At 36.0% G+C, this 17,755-nt stretch carries 16 protein-coding genes and 1 pseudogene; 12 read left to right on the forward strand and 5 right to left on the reverse strand.

What is annotated here, in order from left to right; genetic code table 11:
• Positions 1 to 301: 301 nt before the first annotated feature.
• The 3 genes from BABA_RS00710 to BABA_RS00715 form a co-directional block, all read right to left on the reverse strand.
• Positions 302 to 2,659, reverse strand: coding sequence for an nSTAND3 domain-containing NTPase (locus BABA_RS00710; protein ID WP_007083188.1), 2,358 nt, complete (start codon positions 2,657 to 2,659; stop codon positions 302 to 304).
• A 157-nt stretch (positions 2,660 to 2,816) separates the two neighbouring features.
• Positions 2,817 to 3,005, reverse strand: a complete 189-nt coding sequence (locus BABA_RS28455; protein WP_083865224.1) for an abortive infection family protein — start codon at positions 3,003 to 3,005, stop codon at positions 2,817 to 2,819.
• A gap of 146 nt (positions 3,006 to 3,151) precedes the next feature.
• Entirely contained in the window at positions 3,152 to 3,529 is a 378-nt protein-coding gene (locus BABA_RS00715; protein WP_007083189.1) for a hypothetical protein, read from the reverse strand.
• Between the two features lie 448 nt (positions 3,530 to 3,977).
• Here BABA_RS00715 and BABA_RS00720 point away from each other — a divergent pair, with 448 nt between their 5' ends.
• Positions 3,978 to 4,835, forward strand: a complete 858-nt coding sequence (locus BABA_RS00720; protein WP_007083190.1) for an APC family permease — start codon at positions 3,978 to 3,980, stop codon at positions 4,833 to 4,835.
• Between the two features lie 277 nt (positions 4,836 to 5,112).
• Positions 5,113 to 6,225, forward strand: coding sequence for a nucleotidyltransferase family protein (locus BABA_RS00725; protein WP_007083191.1), 1,113 nt, complete (start codon positions 5,113 to 5,115; stop codon positions 6,223 to 6,225).
• A 322-nt stretch (positions 6,226 to 6,547) separates the two neighbouring features.
• On the opposite strand, the gene BABA_RS27075 is transcribed toward BABA_RS00725, so the two are convergent.
• Positions 6,548 to 6,703: a hypothetical protein gene (locus BABA_RS27075; RefSeq protein WP_157273070.1), complete on the reverse strand. Its 156-nt coding sequence runs from the start codon at positions 6,701 to 6,703 to the stop codon at positions 6,548 to 6,550.
• Positions 6,704 to 6,960: 257 nt separating this feature from the next.
• Positions 6,961 to 8,004 (reverse strand): CdaR family transcriptional regulator, encoded by a 1,044-nt coding sequence (locus BABA_RS00730; RefSeq protein WP_007083192.1) that lies wholly within the window; start codon positions 8,002 to 8,004, stop codon positions 6,961 to 6,963.
• A 274-nt stretch (positions 8,005 to 8,278) separates the two neighbouring features.
• Here BABA_RS00730 and BABA_RS00735 point away from each other — a divergent pair, with 274 nt between their 5' ends.
• The 10 genes and pseudogenes from BABA_RS00735 to BABA_RS00775 form a co-directional block, all read left to right on the forward strand.
• Positions 8,279 to 9,601 (forward strand): gluconate:H+ symporter, encoded by a 1,323-nt coding sequence (locus tag BABA_RS00735; protein ID WP_007083193.1) that lies wholly within the window; start codon positions 8,279 to 8,281, stop codon positions 9,599 to 9,601.
• Positions 9,602 to 9,735: 134 nt separating this feature from the next.
• Complete coding sequence (gene gudD / locus BABA_RS00740) at positions 9,736 to 11,088, forward strand: glucarate dehydratase (protein ID WP_007083194.1); 1,353 nt, start codon at positions 9,736 to 9,738, stop codon at positions 11,086 to 11,088.
• Positions 11,089 to 11,158: 70 nt separating this feature from the next.
• Positions 11,159 to 12,286, forward strand: coding sequence for a glycerate kinase (locus BABA_RS00745; protein ID WP_007083195.1), 1,128 nt, complete (start codon positions 11,159 to 11,161; stop codon positions 12,284 to 12,286).
• Between the two features lie 197 nt (positions 12,287 to 12,483).
• The gene (locus BABA_RS00750) at positions 12,484 to 13,389 is read left to right on the forward strand and encodes a dihydrodipicolinate synthase family protein (RefSeq protein ID WP_007083196.1); all 906 of its coding nucleotides are present in this window, start codon (positions 12,484 to 12,486) and stop codon (positions 13,387 to 13,389) included.
• Between the two features lie 23 nt (positions 13,390 to 13,412).
• Positions 13,413 to 14,300 carry a 2-hydroxy-3-oxopropionate reductase gene (garR, locus tag BABA_RS00755; RefSeq protein WP_007083197.1) on the forward strand — a complete coding sequence of 296 codons (888 nt, stop codon included), beginning with the start codon at positions 13,413 to 13,415 and terminating at the stop codon, positions 14,298 to 14,300.
• A 118-nt stretch (positions 14,301 to 14,418) separates the two neighbouring features.
• Positions 14,419 to 15,120, forward strand: coding sequence for a FadR/GntR family transcriptional regulator (locus BABA_RS00760; RefSeq protein ID WP_007083198.1), 702 nt, complete (start codon positions 14,419 to 14,421; stop codon positions 15,118 to 15,120).
• A gap of 318 nt (positions 15,121 to 15,438) precedes the next feature.
• Positions 15,439 to 15,618 (forward strand): annotated as a pseudogene (locus tag BABA_RS26270) (anti-sigma factor); the annotation flags it as partial.
• A 128-nt stretch (positions 15,619 to 15,746) separates the two neighbouring features.
• Positions 15,747 to 16,094: an anti sigma factor C-terminal domain-containing protein gene (locus BABA_RS00765; protein WP_083865222.1), complete on the forward strand. Its 348-nt coding sequence runs from the start codon at positions 15,747 to 15,749 to the stop codon at positions 16,092 to 16,094.
• Between the two features lie 297 nt (positions 16,095 to 16,391).
• Entirely contained in the window at positions 16,392 to 16,778 is a 387-nt protein-coding gene (locus tag BABA_RS00770; RefSeq protein ID WP_007083201.1) for a BlaI/MecI/CopY family transcriptional regulator, read from the forward strand.
• Positions 16,778 to 17,755 (forward strand): M56 family metallopeptidase (locus BABA_RS00775; protein ID WP_007083202.1); only part of this gene is annotated, 978 nt, incomplete at its 3' end. The genes BABA_RS00770 and BABA_RS00775, both read left to right, overlap by 1 nt.

Genomic DNA, 17,755 nt, shown 5'->3' on the forward strand with positions numbered 1-17,755 from the left:
GGCTATTTGACGCTTACGTTATTAATATTTAACAAATAAGGATACAATATATTAGAGTTGATTGGTGTTTTCAACAATAAAACCACCCTAATCTACAAGCCAGGGTGGTTTAGTATTTTTTATATAAGGTAATATAAACAACTTTTAATCTATTTATCCTGTTCATTATATATCCATAAGTAAGTAGACTTAGACTGTAAAACCCATTGGTCTCCCAATATAGGTAGCCAAATTGGCAAAGCAGTTGTCCTTTGGTTTTCAACTAGTTAACTAAACTAATTAAAAATACAATATTATCGCCTTATTCTACTTCTGGATAATCTCTTTCAAATATTATATCAGTTTGATCTACATCTCCGGGTTCATATCCTCTATTATCATAATCATATGGATAATCATCGAAGTCCGGTTCATTTTCTTGATAAAGGTGTCTTTCAACTGCATCATATAGTTTATCTTTAGATATAGTTATTTCAAGTATTTCTTCTAGTTCCTCCTTAATTGCTTCAAAATCTATCTTTTTACCTAACTGACTTCTTAATTCCTCTGCAATAAGGTTTCTAACACTAGAGCGAAGTTTTTGTACCTCTTCATCGAATTCCTTAGAATGCTCCTCTGGCGGCATTAAATCATAAAAAACTTCGAAACCATCAATGTCTTCTATATAATCATAAATCTCTATATCATCACTTAAATAAAAATCCAATGAATCAAAAAAATCCGACTCCAATTGTTCTGTTAATCCGGGAAGTGATAGTTCTTTATTTTTTATTACTGATAAAACTTCAATTATTCCTTTATAATCTAAATTACTTATGAAATCATCCTTAAATTCCTCGTTCTTTAAATTCTGCTCAATCTCATAAAATTTATATAATGCTGGCTCTTCTAGGAATTTAACTAATAGATCCTTTTTTTCGAGTTTTTCACCAAAAAAACTTAAACTTTTATCTATATTTTGAAAGCAACTTTTTATAATTGGTTTATAACTATCAGTTAGAATATTATATTTAGATATACCATAAAATAAGTATTCGATTTTTTTATTACCAAAACTTTTTAAATTTATAAATTCTCCTGAGATCAATTTACTAATCAATATTTTTTCTGCTTCTTCTTTCTCGAATATTTTCTCAAGCTGTTCAATATATAATATAGATTCCTTAATTGCATTTAGCCCAATTTTATTTAAATGGAGATAACTGTTCATATAGTCGTTTATAGAAGGATTTAGAACCCCGATTTTTCTTGAACCATTAACATCCATAATTCTAACTAAAGATTTAGTCAATCTAGATTTAACTTCATCAAATAGATTTACTGTACTTTTTGCACGACCTTCGTTATTTAATCTAAAAATAAAACAATCCTCTAAAGCATTTATATCTGTATAAGTATCAGTCAAAGAAAAGAGGGTATACATAAATATTCTATCTATTTCTTCTAATTTTTGTTCAAATTCATCAGCCCACACGTCCATAGGATTATTTAAGTGATTTAAGATAAAGTTATAATAGTCTGGAGGACTAACTTTACTAAATCTATACTCTTCAGTAACAAATTCAATTATCCGTGGGTTATAGTTCCTATGCTCAATTATTTTTCTATACTTTTTATCTTTACGGAGTTCGCTAAAATAAGCTTTAGGTATTTTATTTTTTGATAGATGGTTATAAAAAATCTCTGCCTTTTCTTCAACCGAAATACCATCTATATCAATAGTCTTAATTGGTAACTTGCCTTTGTCTAAATAACGTCTAAATTGAAGTCTGGATCTTATTGCTTCATTAAAAATTGTAACTCTAGTATTTAAAATAAGAACTTTATTTTCATACTGTTTGATATACTTTATTAAAGATATCAATTCTAAATCTTGTCCCTCTTTTAAACTAAAGTAATACTGTCCTAGACAATCATCTAATAAAATAACCTCCTTTACATCTGGATTTTGGGATATGACACTTTTAATATTGCTAACTTGTCCGTCCGTAGTGTATCTAATAATGTAATCTTCTTTGACAAACGCAGCAGCCAACATTTTAGAATTAATCGATTTTCCTACCCCTGGCGAGCCCTGAATCATTATTAATCTTGATTTTTTTAAAATTTCTAGAGCTTCATTAAAAACTTTAGTTTGAACAAAATATTTAAATTCATCGTCAATATCTTCTAATAATACTTCACTATCAATAAATACATTATTATTAAAGATGTCCTTTAATAATTTATCTGATAGTAACCATAATTTAAAGTTTTTTCTAAGAATATCTTGATTGCTTTCTTCTTCTAGAAATTCTACCAAAATATCCCTAGTGATTATGTTAGAAGTGTCTTTCATATATCCTTTAAACAACTCATAAATTTCGTTAATATTAGTTGCAGTAAGTTGTTGAGAGACACATACATAGTATTGAGTTGGCTTCAATTCATCAACTTTATCTACCTCTTTCTTTAAAGAGGTTAATAAACTAGTAAAACTGCTCTTAGCATAATGTTTCACTTGTACTACAATATTTTTTTGTGCTACATCATCTGTTAAATCAATTCCACCGTCCCTACCTGGTGAAAAATATCGTAATTTTACCCCTAATTTTCTGCTTAGTATATCTGCACTAAGTTTTTCAAATTCAACATCACTTAAATTAGTAAAGTCGTACAAATATTTCCCCTCCCTATTAGGTCCCATTAACCTTCAGCTTTTAATAGACATTAATTTAAAGCAAGATTAATTAAAACTTTTCTGTATCTATAAAAATATAAACACTCATTTAATAAAAAGAAAGTGTTTAAGTGATCCATAATCTTAATATGATCCATCAACCTGAAGCTTTTTTACTCTGCTGGTAGAAATAAGACTCAATAACAAAAAAAGTAAAAGTCATTGCCGAATTAACAGCTAAGCGAGCGAGGTGTTCAGAGGGATTAAATTCTCTTGAATGTGAATCACTTGCTTTTGTTCTTAATTTACTAACTCCTAAAACTATACTATTTAATCCCTGAAGGATTTGTTTTCAGGATTCATTTAATCCTTCCTGTCCGGGGCCAAAATTAATTAATTTCTTAACTCGATTATAAAGAACTGCCATATCACCACTATTCGTACCTCTTTGGCCAGTTAAAAGGGCTTCAATTTCCAGTAAGACTTCTTCAATCAAGCACGAGCAGTGGTTATTGCACCATCAAAATCTCTTTCTAATAGCTTTTTCTCACATTTATCAATCTGCTGTCTCATAAACTCTGTGGAAAGTATTTCTAACTCTTCTTGCTTTACAATAACATTGAATGCAGTTAAATCATAAAGTGTAAAATGACTGCCATTACGAATAATCTTAAGCCCATCTAGTTCAAGATATTTATTCCATACCTCGATTATTTGATCTTGTGTTTCATATTTTTGAGACTCTGTTTCAAAGTAATGTTCATCAACTAAACTGTAATTCATAAATTCTAAAAGTCGTCCCTGACTTACCATCTCTCTAATCTTATCATTCGCATAAGCCCACCTTGAAGGAAAACTTTGCCCCAGCAATCGTATCCGCCATTACTCGTATAGTTCTTTTTCTAATTTTCAACTACTATTCTCCCTCCAACAAAATTATTCCATATTAAGCCAATTGTAATTCAGAATATTGTACTTTTCGACATAATTTTAAAAAATAAAAAATGATAGGTCTTTTCAAATTTATCTTGGGGGGTCTCAAACCTTAGTTTTCTTGAAGAGATTATGTATATTCAGGGTTTGGGGGAAATAGTTCATTAACCTAAGAATGGCAACTAGAACATCGAAAAAATATTCCCGGCTTTTAAGTAGTCTGAATCCTTCGAGGAATGAATAAACACATTCCATTTGATTTAATTATGGAACCAGTAGAGTGTTGGGGAAATTATTTTAATTTAAATGAAATTTCTTAAATCCATTCCAATTGAATTTTGATAAACTTAGAACGTAGTTAATTCAGTTCAGAATGGTGGTAAATATGAATTTTAAATCTGCATATGTTGTTTTAGCTGTAGGAATAATTTTTGTTATCTCAGCAATCTTTAGACTTTTTGGATTTTTAGTTCCCAGCTTAGTTGTTGCACTTATATCAGTAATAGCAGCACTAATAAGCCTTTCAGATGTAGTAGAGATAACCCGATTTAAAAAATATGGGGGCATTATACAAATAGTAGCACTTGTCTTATTTATTTTCTCAATGACCATTTGGTTATTTCCAATTAATTTAAAGTCGGATATTGTTCAGGCAATTGGTGATAGTTTTACTATCTTAGGTTTGGGTTTTGTAATTGGACTTTTTGGTTTTAAGGAAATCCTTGATCAAAGAAGAGAGAAAAATATTGAAAAACCAAATGAAAAAATAGAAAATTATAAATTTAGAATAACACTTAATGAGTATGAAGAAATGATGAGGCTTAATGACATTATTGTAAGATTAACTAAGTTAGACCAAGATATATTTCCTTTTAATAAAGTACATAATGGTTGGGCTCTTTTTAGTGACTCATTATCTGAACATTGGAACAGGTGGGGAGGACCATTTTATGACGGAATGAACCGAAAAAAATATTATGAATTTCTACTTGTATTAGATCGTGTAGCTGAGAAAATAGGAAATGTTGCTGACGCTGATGATTATCGGACAATTAGACATACAAAGGTTGAAATGTGGGGCGAATTGCTAGAGATTACTATTCAACCAAGAATAAATAATAGGTATTTAGATAGTATGAATGATCTTACAGAAGAGATTCATAAAGCACTATTATTGTGGGATGAATTTAAGGATTTGGTAAATAAACGTTATGAAAAAGAACGATCAGAGCAAAGGAAATAACCAGGTATTCATTATTTTTTTGTTTTAAATTTTAACAAATGGAGTTTATCCTTAATATGAAGATAGTGCACTTACCCAACTAACTTTGTTTCCACAATAATGGAGACGCACTTTACTCATTTAATTAATGGTTCAGTTTAAGAAACAAACATTTTCAGAAAAAAGCAGTTTTTACTAATAGTTTTTATAATTTAACTTATGTTTAATAGAAAAATTACCCAAAATTTTTGATAATTCCGGTATAATGTTGTGGTATATAGTAACGGGAGGATTAAATATGGCTCTAATTAATAAAGAAGATTTTCTTATAAAATATAATGTGCAGTTAGAAGAGTTTGAAAGTTCAGGTTTGGAATGGGCACAATTAGAAGTGATATATAGTCATTACATAGAACAAATTACAACTCTTACAACTACTGCTTCTACAATTTCTGAGATTTTACGGTCTAATCCCAATGCACATAGTGTACGTTCGCGGATTAAAAACCCTGAACATTTAATCCATAAAATTATAAGAAAAACGATAAGGGAAAAACAAAAAGAAGGTAATGAACAATACACGATTACATTAGAGAACTATTTGAATGAAGTAACGGATTTAATAGGAATAAGGGTACTACATTTATATAAAGATCAAGCTTTAAGCATTGACCATATGATTAGAAATAAGTGGAATCTTATTGAAACTGCAACAATATATATCCGAAGTGGGGATATTATAGATCCGGTTTTGAAAGAATCTACGGATTATGTTTTTAAAGAACATCCTGCCGCTTACCGATCTTGGCACTACTTAATAAAAACTAATGTTACCAAAGAAGATACCATAGTCGAAATTCAAGTAAGGACAATTTTTGAAGAGGGATGGAGCGAGGTGGATCATCAGCTAAGATATCCATTGGAATTGGAAAATCAACTTCTTAATAATCAACTGTTAGTTCTAAATAGATTAGCGGGTAATGCTGATGAAATGGTTAACGCAATTCGTGAAACTAAAAAAAGTCTAAATGACTTAAATAAAGAAAAGGTGGAGCAAGAAAATTTAATACAGGAGTTAAAAAAAGAAATAGAAGAGCTTTATAAAGATAAAAATATTCAGGAAGGACAGCTAATATCATTACAAGAAAAAATAAGCAAACTTGAGTCATATCAACGACGTAACCAAAAAGATTTAAGTGAATTAGTTTCTTCAAGTACATCTATATTTGATGTTAAAAATTTAGTATTTAATAACAGTGTTAAATCCTCAGATACTATGAGAGCTACTGCTGTGCTTGACAAGCCTTTTAATAATAGCATCTTAGATGCATCTAAAGTTATTTTTGAAACTAGTCCAACACTAAAAAGTGCTTTTACAATTATAGATAAGAGGAAAGATAACAAAGAATAACAAATGTTGCTAACAGGTGCAAAAGTATTTGCGAGCCCCTGCTTTATTAAACTCTTGGAGAGTTGATCCATTTATGATTAAGGCACCTTGTTTATTGATGTTTCTTATTAAACTAATTGGGGATTTAATTTAACAAGTCTGATGTTCTAAGTGTAACGGTCACAAGTATGTTGATAAACCCACCAACATCCCTTGTGTTGTCAATTACAGTCCACACACGTCGAATGTGTAGTGCAGTTAGTATTAATATAATCTCCATTACCATCCACCCCGTTTAAAGCACACGTATAACAATACTGAACACAACTATATGAAAAAGCCCTTATTCAGGGCTTTTATTGCTCTTTTTTAGTACGCTTTCTGCTGTATCTATTTCTCCCCAATCCATAATGTTTTTTCTTTTTGCTTCCTCATAAAGTTCATTCACTGAAACGGTATTTTGGGTTTTCGAAGAAAAGCTTTTCTCATCCTGTTTCATTAGAAAACACCTCCCTATTAATTGTTAGTTATTCTGTTTCAAACAGAAAAATTAATACAAGGATTAATGAATATTTCCTAATTTTGCTGACCAATAATCAGCCGCAAGCTGAATAAAGTCTTTGGCTATGCTGCTTAAGTAACTGCCTTTTTTGTAACTGGCGTAACCTCTTAGAGTTATCATGGCTTCAATATTATTTCGGTTATTCATTAGGGGAAAGAAATACAGCCTTCACGTCCGAACGTGAAGGCTGTATTTCATGATGAGGTATGCTTCATTTTATATAGCACATATCCGGTAAAGAGCTGAAATAAATCAATGAATTTTTTAGGGTTCTTGTTAGTAAGGATTTCAATTCTTTGAAGCCGGTAGGCTAAGCTGTTCCGGTGGATATGAAGCTTATACGATATGGCGTTCATATCGCCGCTGTTTTCAATAAAGCAAAGAAGGGTTTCTAATAACTCCTGTCCTTTTTGATTTTCGTCCAGCTGCGCGTAAAAAGGAATGATTTCATCAAAAGCTACATTTTTATTTGTTAAATAATCAATAAATTTTAATTGTGGATAATCACAAATAATCTGTGCAAATTTCAAACTTTCAGATATCTCAATCGCTCTTTTGGCTTCCTGAAATGACTTCGCCATAATTTTATGACGATCCCCGATTCCTACTTTTGAGTCTTGGGAAATAAGGGGCTCTAACCGATGGACAATATCACTGGTATCCGGAACGATAAAAAGTTGGCTTTCCTGATTAAGTTTGAAAGTAAATTCCTGAGCAAATAAAGATGGCTGTTTACGTAATTTCCCTTTTAAGATGACGGCTTTTCTAACCAATTTCAGGTTAACCCCAATCGACTCTGCACTATTGAAAAAGGCTGTATCATACTCATTATTCCGAAAAACCCAATGATACAGAAATTCCTCCATCATTTGTTCCTTTATTCTTCTTTCTTTGAATAAAAATTCCTGGTCGATTAATAGCTCTGCTGTTACACGGACCAGTTCTGCAAAGGGTGCAACAATCCGCGGATCACCGCTTATGCCAATGACCCCAATCGTCTGATTTTGAAAATGGATGGGGATGTTTACGCCCGGTTTTGAAGATCCTTCCGGTTTGTAGATGGTTACCATGGTTCTTTGTTCAATTGCAGAAACGGCTCCCTTATGAATGGTGTCCACCCGCTTTTTATCACCGCTTCCAATAATTAAGCCATTTTCATCCATGATATTTACTTTATAGGGAATAACACTCATTACCTTATCAGCAATCTTTTGGGCTAAAACTTTATTTATTTTCATATGTCCTCCCTGATAAAATGAAAGTATTACACTTTATTTGCACAAAAAATTAAATATATTTTTTATTCATTTGACTAATGATTTATTTGTAAGACAATTATACAATAAAAATGTAAACGTTTACTAGAAGGTTTTTAAGAAGGTTTATAGGTTGTTATGATTGTAGAGTAGTCCCTTGGCCTATTTATTTTGTTAAATGAAGAAGACTTATGCTTTGTTCAAATGCCAGAAAGGAGCCAAGCAGTCTAATTACTTACTGGAAAGGAAGAGATACATGCCCTTATTGTATGTTGCTTTAGCAGTTGTCCTTTTGCTTGTTTTAATGATTCCGTTAAAAATGAATGGATTTATCTCTTTGTTATTGACTTCTTTATTTGTTGGTTTTTTAGTAGGCATGCCGCTCGACAAAATTTGGAGTTCGATCTCTAGTGGTCTCGGAGGCCAGCTCGGAGGAACGGCGATTATTGTCGGACTTGGAGCCATGATTGGCACGTTGATGGCAGATGCAGGTGCCGCTCAAAGGATTGCTACTAGACTAATGGACAAATTGGGAATAAAACGGGTTCAAGTTGCTATCTTAATCGCATCTTTAATCCTCGGCGTTACGATGTTCTATGAAGTAGCATTCGTATTAATCATTCCACTTGTGTTTGTTATTGTTCGCCAAACAAAATTAAATCTACTTTATGTAGCTTTACCGATGTCAATCGCATTATCAACAGCCCATAGTTTCCTTCCGCCGCATCCGGGACCGGCTGCAGTTGCTGGAGTTTTTCAGGCGAACATGTCTTTAACACTTCTTTACGGTTTGATTATTGCCATACCTGCGGCAGCTTTTATTGGATTAACATGGACTCGGGTGCCTTTCTTCAAAAAAATTAATCCGGCAATACCAGAAGGACTTGTTACGAACAAAACTTTTACAGAAGAAGAAATGCCGGGCTTTGGAGTAAGTATTTTTGTTGCTATTGTACCAGTCCTATTAATGGCAATTGATGCAGTTTGTACATTATTTTTGCCGAAGGAAAATGGTTTCAGACATATAATGGACTTCATTGGTTCCTCCAATATGGCCCTATTGATTGCCCTATTACTTGCTATGTGGCTTCTAGGACCAAGAGTGGGCCGTCCTCTTAAAGATGTGATGCAATCATGTTCAAATGCTGTTAAACCAATGGCCATGATTATCTTAGTTATTGGAGCGGGCGGTGCCTTTAAACAAGTATTGGTTGATGGAGGTATTGCCGACTACATTAAAGATATGACAGGCGGTTGGAGTATTTCTCCGATTATCCTTGCATGGTTAATCGCGGCTCTTTTACGTATTGCTCTTGGATCAGCAACCGTGGCTGTTATGACAGCAGCCGGTGTGGTTCTGCCAATCGCTCAGGCATCAGGTATCAGCATGGAATTGATGACATTAGCAGTCACTTGCGGAAGTATCGCTTTCTCACATGTTACAGATCCAGGTTTCTGGATGTTTAAAGAATACTTAAATTTATCTGTAGGCGAAGCTATAAAGATCAGAACAACTTACACCACGGCTCTCGGTTTGATAGGCTTAGCCGGTGTATTAATACTAAATCTATTTTTCTAAAAAGATTTATAGGCGGGCAGTAACGGATAAGTGGATTACTGCCCGATGAATTTTGGATATAAGAGATTCAATTACTCTTTAAAGAAATAGGAAAACTTGAAAGTAAAAAGAAGATTTAGATTGGAGATAATTTCATGTCAACAGTGCAAAACACAGTAAAAACCACTCCCGTCGTAACCGAAATGAACGTTTACCCTGTCGCTGGTCGTGACAGCATGCTTCTTAATCTCAGTGGTGCCCATGGTGCTTATTTTACAAGGAATATTGTTGTCCTAAAGGATTCATGCGGAAATATTGGTGTCGGGGAAGTTCCCGGCGGTGAGGGAATTCGTAAAACACTTGAAGATGCAAAGGAATTGGTGGTTGGTTCATCAATCGGCCATTATCATAACATCTTGAATAAAGTACGAGAAACATTTGCTTCTCGTGATGTAACAGGACGCGGTCTGCAGACCTTTGATCTCCGAATCACCATCCATGCTGTAACTGCGATTGAAGCGGCTTTACTAGATTTACTGGGAAAATATTTAAATGTACCGGTTGCAGCGCTATTAGGGGAAGGGCAGCAGAGAGAAAAAGTAAAGACATTGGGTTATTTGTTCTACATTGGAGATCGAAATAAGACGGATATACCGTATTACAGCAATCCGGATGCAGAAGAAGAATGGTATCGGATCCGCCATGAAGAAGCCTTAACACCAGAAGCGGTGGTCAGGCTTGCCGAGGCATCTCACAAGCTTTATGGATTTACAGATTTTAAATTAAAAGGCGGCGTTTTAGAAGGCAAGGAAGAAATTAAAGCGATTAAGGCTCTAAAAGAAAGATTCCCGGATGCTAGAATCACATTGGATCCAAACGGAGCTTGGTCATTAAATGAAGCGGTAGAGTTATGTAAAGATATGCATGGAATCTTGACCTATGCAGAAGATCCATGCGGAGCAGAAAACGGGTATTCAGGCCGTGAAATCATGGCGGAGTTTAGAAAACAAACTGGAATTCCGACCGCAACCAATATGATTGCAACAGACTGGAGACAAATGTCTCATACCATCGCCCTGCATTCCGTGAACATCCCGCTTGCTGATCCGCACTTCTGGACGATGCAGGGGTCTGTGCGTGTAGCCCAAATGTGTAATGAATTTGGTTTAACGTGGGGTTCACACTCTAATAACCACTTTGATATTTCACTTGCCATGTTCACACATGTAGCAGCGGCTGCTCCCGGTAATATTACTGCTATTGATACACACTGGATTTGGCAGGAAGGCGTAGAACATTTAACCAAAGACCCGTATAAGATTGTGGATGGTTATCTCACGATTCCTAATAAGCCAGGATTGGGGATTGAAGTGGATATGGATCAAATTTTAATAGCGAACGAGCTATATAACAACATGGGATTAGGTTCCCGTGATGATGCCGCAGGAATGCAATATTTAATTCCAGGCTGGAAATTCGATAACAAGCGTCCGTGTCTTGTTCGATAAAAAAATTGGGGTGACTAAAACGTCACCCCCCATTGTTTAATCAAGAAATCGAGGAAAAGGACAGATCATGATGAAATTTGTGCTAGCGCCAGATTCATTTAAGGAAAGTATGACGGCGAAGAATGCTGCCCTAGAAATGGAAAAAGGTATCAAAAAGGTTTTTCCCCATGCAGAATGCGTGATTGTTCCTATGGCAGATGGAGGGGAAGGTACGGTAGAATCGCTTGTGAGTTTCTCAAACGGAGAAATCATCAAAACAAAAGTAATCGGACCATTAGGAAAAGAAGTCATAGCCGAATACGGGCTTTTGGATGAAGGAAAAACCGCTGTGATTGAAATGGCAAGTGCAAGCGGGTTAGGTCTTATTAAACTCGAAGATCGCAATCCACTGCTAACGACCACCTATGGAACGGGTCAATTAATTAAGCATGCCCTCGATAAGGGTGTGAGTCGTTTTTTAATTGGTATTGGGGGAAGTGCTACCAATGATGGCGGGATGGGAATGTTGCAAGCACTTGGGGTTACTTTTAAAAATCAAAATGGAGATGAACTCCCATTTGGCGGTGGCGTTTTGGATCAATTGCATTCCATTGACATAAGCGGATTGGATGAGCGGATTAAAACGGTAAAGATCGATGTGGCGTGTGATGTCACCAATCCTTTAATTGGTGAAAATGGGTGCTCAGCTATTTTTGGCCCGCAAAAAGGGGCAAACCCGGAAATGGTGAACCTCCTTGACCAAAATTTAGCTCATTTTGCAGAAGTGATTAAGACGCATCTGCAGCTAGATATTACCCAAATTGAAGGTTCAGGAGCGGCTGGCGGACTAGGTGCAGGATTAATGGCGTTCTTAAATGCCCGACTAAAAAAGGGAATTGAACTTGTCATCGAGTATACAGGACTTGAGGAGAAAATCATCGGAGCGGACTTTTGTTTTACAGGGGAAGGCAGCATTGATGGTCAGACCTTGTTCGGTAAAACGCCCTACGGAGTGGCTGCGATTGCCAAGAAACATTCGGTTCCTGTAATTGCTTTTGCCGGAAGAATTGGCAAGGATGTTGACGTTTTACATCATCATGGATTTAATGCAATTATTGGTATCTTAAAAGGGGTTACCTCACTCGAGGAGGCTCTTGAATCCGGTCGTGATAATTTAGCTTTCGCTTCAGAAAATATTTGCAGGGTGTTGAAGATATAAAGCCAACACATTCGCTGCTCTTAAACTAGAGGCGGTTTGTGTTGAATTTGGTGCAATTTGTTTGATATTTACAAAAACTGACTTTGATTTGTGAAAAATGACAGGATTTCTTGTGAATTTGCCTAATGAATTATTTGTAAGACAAATATACAATTAAATGATAGATTACTAGTAAAATTTATGGGAGAGATCCGATTATGATGAATATTGACCAAATTAAAGGGATTATTGTTCCCATCATCACTCCGATCGACAAAAATGAAAATATCGATGAAGCTAAGCTGCGTTTTATGGTGGACCATGTGATTGAAGATGGGGTCCACGGGATCTTAGCTTTCGGAAGTAACGGCGAATTTTATGCGTTTGAAGAGCAAGAAATGCTTACTGCTTTTGAAGCAATCATCGACCAGGCAAAAGGCCGGGTTCCCGTTTATTTCGGGATTGGGGCGATTCGAACAAAACAGGCCGTTCGTTTGGCTAAAAAGGCGGAGGCGATGGGAGCTGATGGGATTTCGATTCTCCAGCCGATGTTTTTGAAGCCGACCTTTGATGAATTGTATGATCATTTTAAGGCAGTAGCAGACAACGTTCCAAACACAGCAGTATTGCTTTACAATAACCCAGGCCGGGTGGGTTACAACATTTCTGTGAAATTGGCTGAGAAATTGGCCAGGGATGTTGACAATATTGTGGGTATCAAGGATTCCAGCGGAGATTTTACGATGCTTAGTGAATTGGTCCGCTGTACAAGGGATCTGAATTTTAAAGTAATGGCCGGTAAAGATACCCTTGTTTTTCCGGGATTGTGCATAGGGACAGTCGGCAGTGTTTGTTCAACCGCCAATATGTTTGGCCCGCTGGTTACGTCGATTTACAACAAATATACGAAAGGCGATTTGAAGGGAGCATTAGAGGCACAATTCACGTTAAATCCCGTTCGTATTGCCCAGGATAAAACGACCTTCCCTGTTGCCACAAAGGATATGGCGAATTTACTCGGATTAGAGGTTGGCGACTGTGTCAAACCTGTCCAGAGCAGTAAAGGGGAATTATTAGAGACACTAAGAAGCTCAATGGAAGAAGCTGGATTACTAGAAAAATAGAAATATAAAGGAGTAGAAATAATATGAAGAAAATCGGATTTATCGGACTTGGAATTATGGGTAAGCCTATGAGCAAAAACCTTATCAAAGCCGGCTATCCACTAATTGTCAGCGGTTTTAATCAAGACGCTGCGAACGAACTTCGGGAATTGGGTGCAGAAGTAGAATATACTCCTAAAGCCATTGCGGAAAAGTCAGATATTGTCATTACGATGCTGCCTAATTCTCCGAACGTGAAGGAAGTCGCTTTAGGCGAAAATGGACTGATTGAAGGTGCACATGAAGGATTAATTTATGTGGACATGAGTTCGATTGCACCAGGTGCTTCTCAGGAAGTGTATAGGGCATTGGTCGAACAAGGAGTCGAAATGCTTGACGCTCCTGTCAGCGGCGGGGAGCCTAAGGCCATTGATGGAACCATCTCCGTAATGGTCGGCGGCAAGAAAGAAGCCTTTGACGAAGTGAAAGATGTACTGGCTGTTATGGCCGGATCGGTTGTCCACGTTGGGGAAATCGGCGCCGGTAACGTTACCAAGCTTGCCAATCAAGTGATTGTTGCCTTAAATATCGCTGCGGTCTCTGAAGCATTTGTGTTAGCGCAAAAAGCGGGTGTGAACCCTGAAGCAGTTTACCAGGCAATCCGCGGCGGTTTGGCTGGAAGCACCGTTTTAGACGCAAAAGCACCGATGATGCTCGATCGAAATTTTAAACCGGGCTTCCGTATAAATTTGCACATGAAGGATTTAACGAATGCACTAAAGACCAGCCATGAAGTTGGGGCTCCAACACCATTAACAGCGGCGGTTCTTGAAATGATGTATGCCTTAAAAACCGATGGCCATGAGTTTGAAGATCATAGCAGTCTTTTAAAATACTATGAAAAATTAGCGAATGCTGAGGTTAGCCGTTAACTTAAAATGCATAGAAACGTAACGTTGCAGTTGTTCTGCAGCGTTTTTTTTATAATGGTACAAAAGTCGCGGGATATATTATAATAAAGCTGTCAGATTAAATCCAAGGGGGCCAATAATGGATCATTCTCCTAAAAAAATTACAGTTGGGACCGTGACTCGTAATACATTGTCCAAGCAGGTAGTGGAAAATATCACCCAACTATTGATCAGCGGCCAAATGAAACCGGGAGATAAGCTTCCTACGGAAATGGAATTGATGGAAATATTAAATGTCAGCCGTCCTGTCTTACGTGAAGCACTTAGCTCTCTTGAATCATTGGGCATTATTACACGGAAAACCCGTGAAGGAACTTTTTTTAACAATAAAGTCAGCAGTCATCCCTTTTCAGCCATGTTAGCACTGGCTTCCGATAACTTACAAGCCATGATTGAAGCACGGATGGCTTTGGAGTTGGGGTTAATTACCATTGCTGCTGAAAAAATATGTGATGAAGACCTAGAGAGGTTAAAACAAACCATCGATGTCATTGAGAGCAGCAAGGACAATAATTACTGGGGAGCAGATATTGAATTTCACCGCATTATTGCGTTAAGTGCGAATAATCCAGTGGTGGAAGGATTGATTGATTCTTTAATTGTCACTTTACTCAAAACAAACAGTATAGTAAAAGTCCGTGAACGTCAACGAACCCTTGAGCACCATATTGCTATTTACAATGCTTTGGTAAAAAGGGATCCCTTTGAGGCATTTCATCAAATGTTTTTACATCTTGATTATGTCCGGCAAAAAGTTTTGAATACCGAGACATCTAACTGAAATAGCAAAAATATAAGGATGTGTACTATGAACGATACGACCGAACGTACACAACGCCAAATCATCCAAAGTTTTATACATGTACTGCAACTGTGGTGCTTTTTTCCTTCCCTTTTTAGGAGTTGTACGAATGGAAATTCCATAGATTGAAGACTATTAAAGTAAGAGATGTGCAAAGAATTATTATTCAGCTTCAAATTTTACTTTTCTTTTTGAGCCAACAACAAGCCAATGACTACTAGTATTTAATAATACATAATTTTAAATGTATTGGATCGAGCCTTTGGACATTCCGTAATCTCACCAACATAATACATGAACTATGCTTGGAAGGTTGGAATGGACGAACAAAGTATGATGACGAGCGAAGTTGATTATCTAGATCCTCACGGAAACGGAAAAAGCTATTACAATTTTGGCAGTATCCAGCCTGAACATACGGTGAATGTTAACCTGGGTTATTTTGTAAATGAGGATAAACTGGATTCAATCTTTGTGGTAATGAAATAAAAGTAGTTCAGAGTCCGATTTCGGTTAAAGAATTGGACTCTTTTAGTTTCATCCTTTACCTTGGTTTGATATTCTATCAAATAAATTAGATAGAATATTATTAAACTTGGTTTTGGGTGAACACATACAACAATAGCCAATTAAGGACATTTCAACAAGAGGCGAAAGAATACGATTGGTCCGCAACGTTTATTAGGGAGAATGGAGCCTTGGGGTTTTCTACAAGGACTCCTTTTACTTCCAACACTGATTTGGAATATGAATATAATAATTTTCTGAAGTTATTAAAAACGAGTGCCTTCCGAGAACACAAGAATGCCTATAACACGATGAAAAATATAAAAATAGATGATGTAGAAATATTAGGAGTTGTCATTTATGGCACAAAGGATGAAATTGCAGAAATCATGAAAAATCCTATCATTAAGGCATCTTCACTAGGAGGAGTCGTTGATAATTATTAGTAAATCCCATATTAGTTTAGCAAAAGCAATACCATAAAAATGGTAATGCTTTTGCTTGTTGAAGTAAAGGGAGTTTAGTGAAAGAAGGAAGTGGGCAATTCTGTTGAATTTTTAAGTGAGAAATGTATGGGAGAATCTTATGTCAATTAATACTGAAAGAAAACAAAGAGGAATTTGTAACAAATTCAGCATGCAAAGGGGATTATTTACCATAGGCTAAAGTCACGACTATTTCTTTATGTTTTTGGACCGTCTTGCTATAATAAATACTACAGTTGTAAAAGTAGGAGGGGGATCATGAAGGAGATTCCACAAATATCGGAAGCAGAATATGAAGTGATGAAGGTTATATGGAACTTTGAGCCGATTTCGACTCCTGAGGTAGTGGAGAAATTATCGAGTAAGAGTGATTGGAAGCCAAATACCATTCACACCATGCTGGCGCGCCTAGTTAAGAAAAAGGCCTTGCACGTAAGAAAAGATGGCCGAGTGTTTACTTATACTTCCCTGGTTGAAAAGCATGAATATGTTGAGCAAAAAAGTAAATCCTTTCTGCAGCAGTTTTTCGGCGGCACGTTAAATTCAATGATATTAAATTTTATTGAAAATGATAAGTTATCGAATGAAGATATTTCGGAATTAAAGAAAATATTATCCATGAGAGACAAGAAAGGGGAAAAATAATGGATACCATGCTGCTGCGGATTTTAGTTAGTACAATCGTGGTATCCCTCCTTATTTTCATCATTCTATTAATCAAAAAGCTCTTAAACAATCATATGACGGTGAAAGCACAGTACCATATTTGGTATTTTCTTTGCATTCCAATCCTTGCTACCTTTTTACCTTGGAATTATTTTTACCTTGGAGAAGGAATTCAGTATTTTAAAAGCTTGCTATTTTTTCAAAGAGACATGACTTCGAAGAGTGAAAGGATTAATGGAGTGGATGCCTTTCAGGCGTCAAACAGCGATTTATTACATGATTTCACGGTATCTGTAAACAAGTCAACGCCCGATTTCGTCTACCATACATTTTTTATAGTTTGGGTCATTGGAGTCATTCTTTTTGTTGGGGCTGCTGTTTACTCAAACTATCAAATCTATCGAATCAAAAAGTCAGCTGCGGCTGTTCATGACCAAAAGCTAAATCAACTTTTAGAAGCGTGCAAAGAGATGGTTGGGGTGAAAAAAGACATAAGGCTCCGGGAGACCTCTCTTATTACCTCGCCGATCACGTTCGGGATTTTTCGGCCCTATATTTTTTTACCAAGCAAAACGCGAGAAGCATTCTCGTTAAATGAATTAAAATGCGTGTTTTTGCACGAACTGCACCATCATAAAAGCAAAGATCTGTTCGTGAATTACGTCATGTGGCTGGTTCGTATTATTTATTGGTTTAACCCATTCATCTGGTATGCCTTAAAAAGGATTCGAATGGATCGGGAATTGGCTTGTGATGCTTCCGTTTTAAATCTCTTGGATGAGAGCGGATATATTGAATATGGGCATACCCTTATTCGTTTTGCAGATAAAAAATATGATCGTACCCTTAAACAGATTGCTCCAGGTATAGGTGGGACAAAAAAACAAATCAAACAAAGAATCCAGTGCATTGCAAGCTACTCTAGCGATTCTCTAGTATTGAAATGGAAAAGCAAG

The organism is Neobacillus bataviensis LMG 21833, assembly GCF_000307875.1.
GTDB classification, from domain to species: Bacteria; Bacillota; Bacilli; order Bacillales; family Cytobacillaceae; genus Neobacillus; species Neobacillus bataviensis.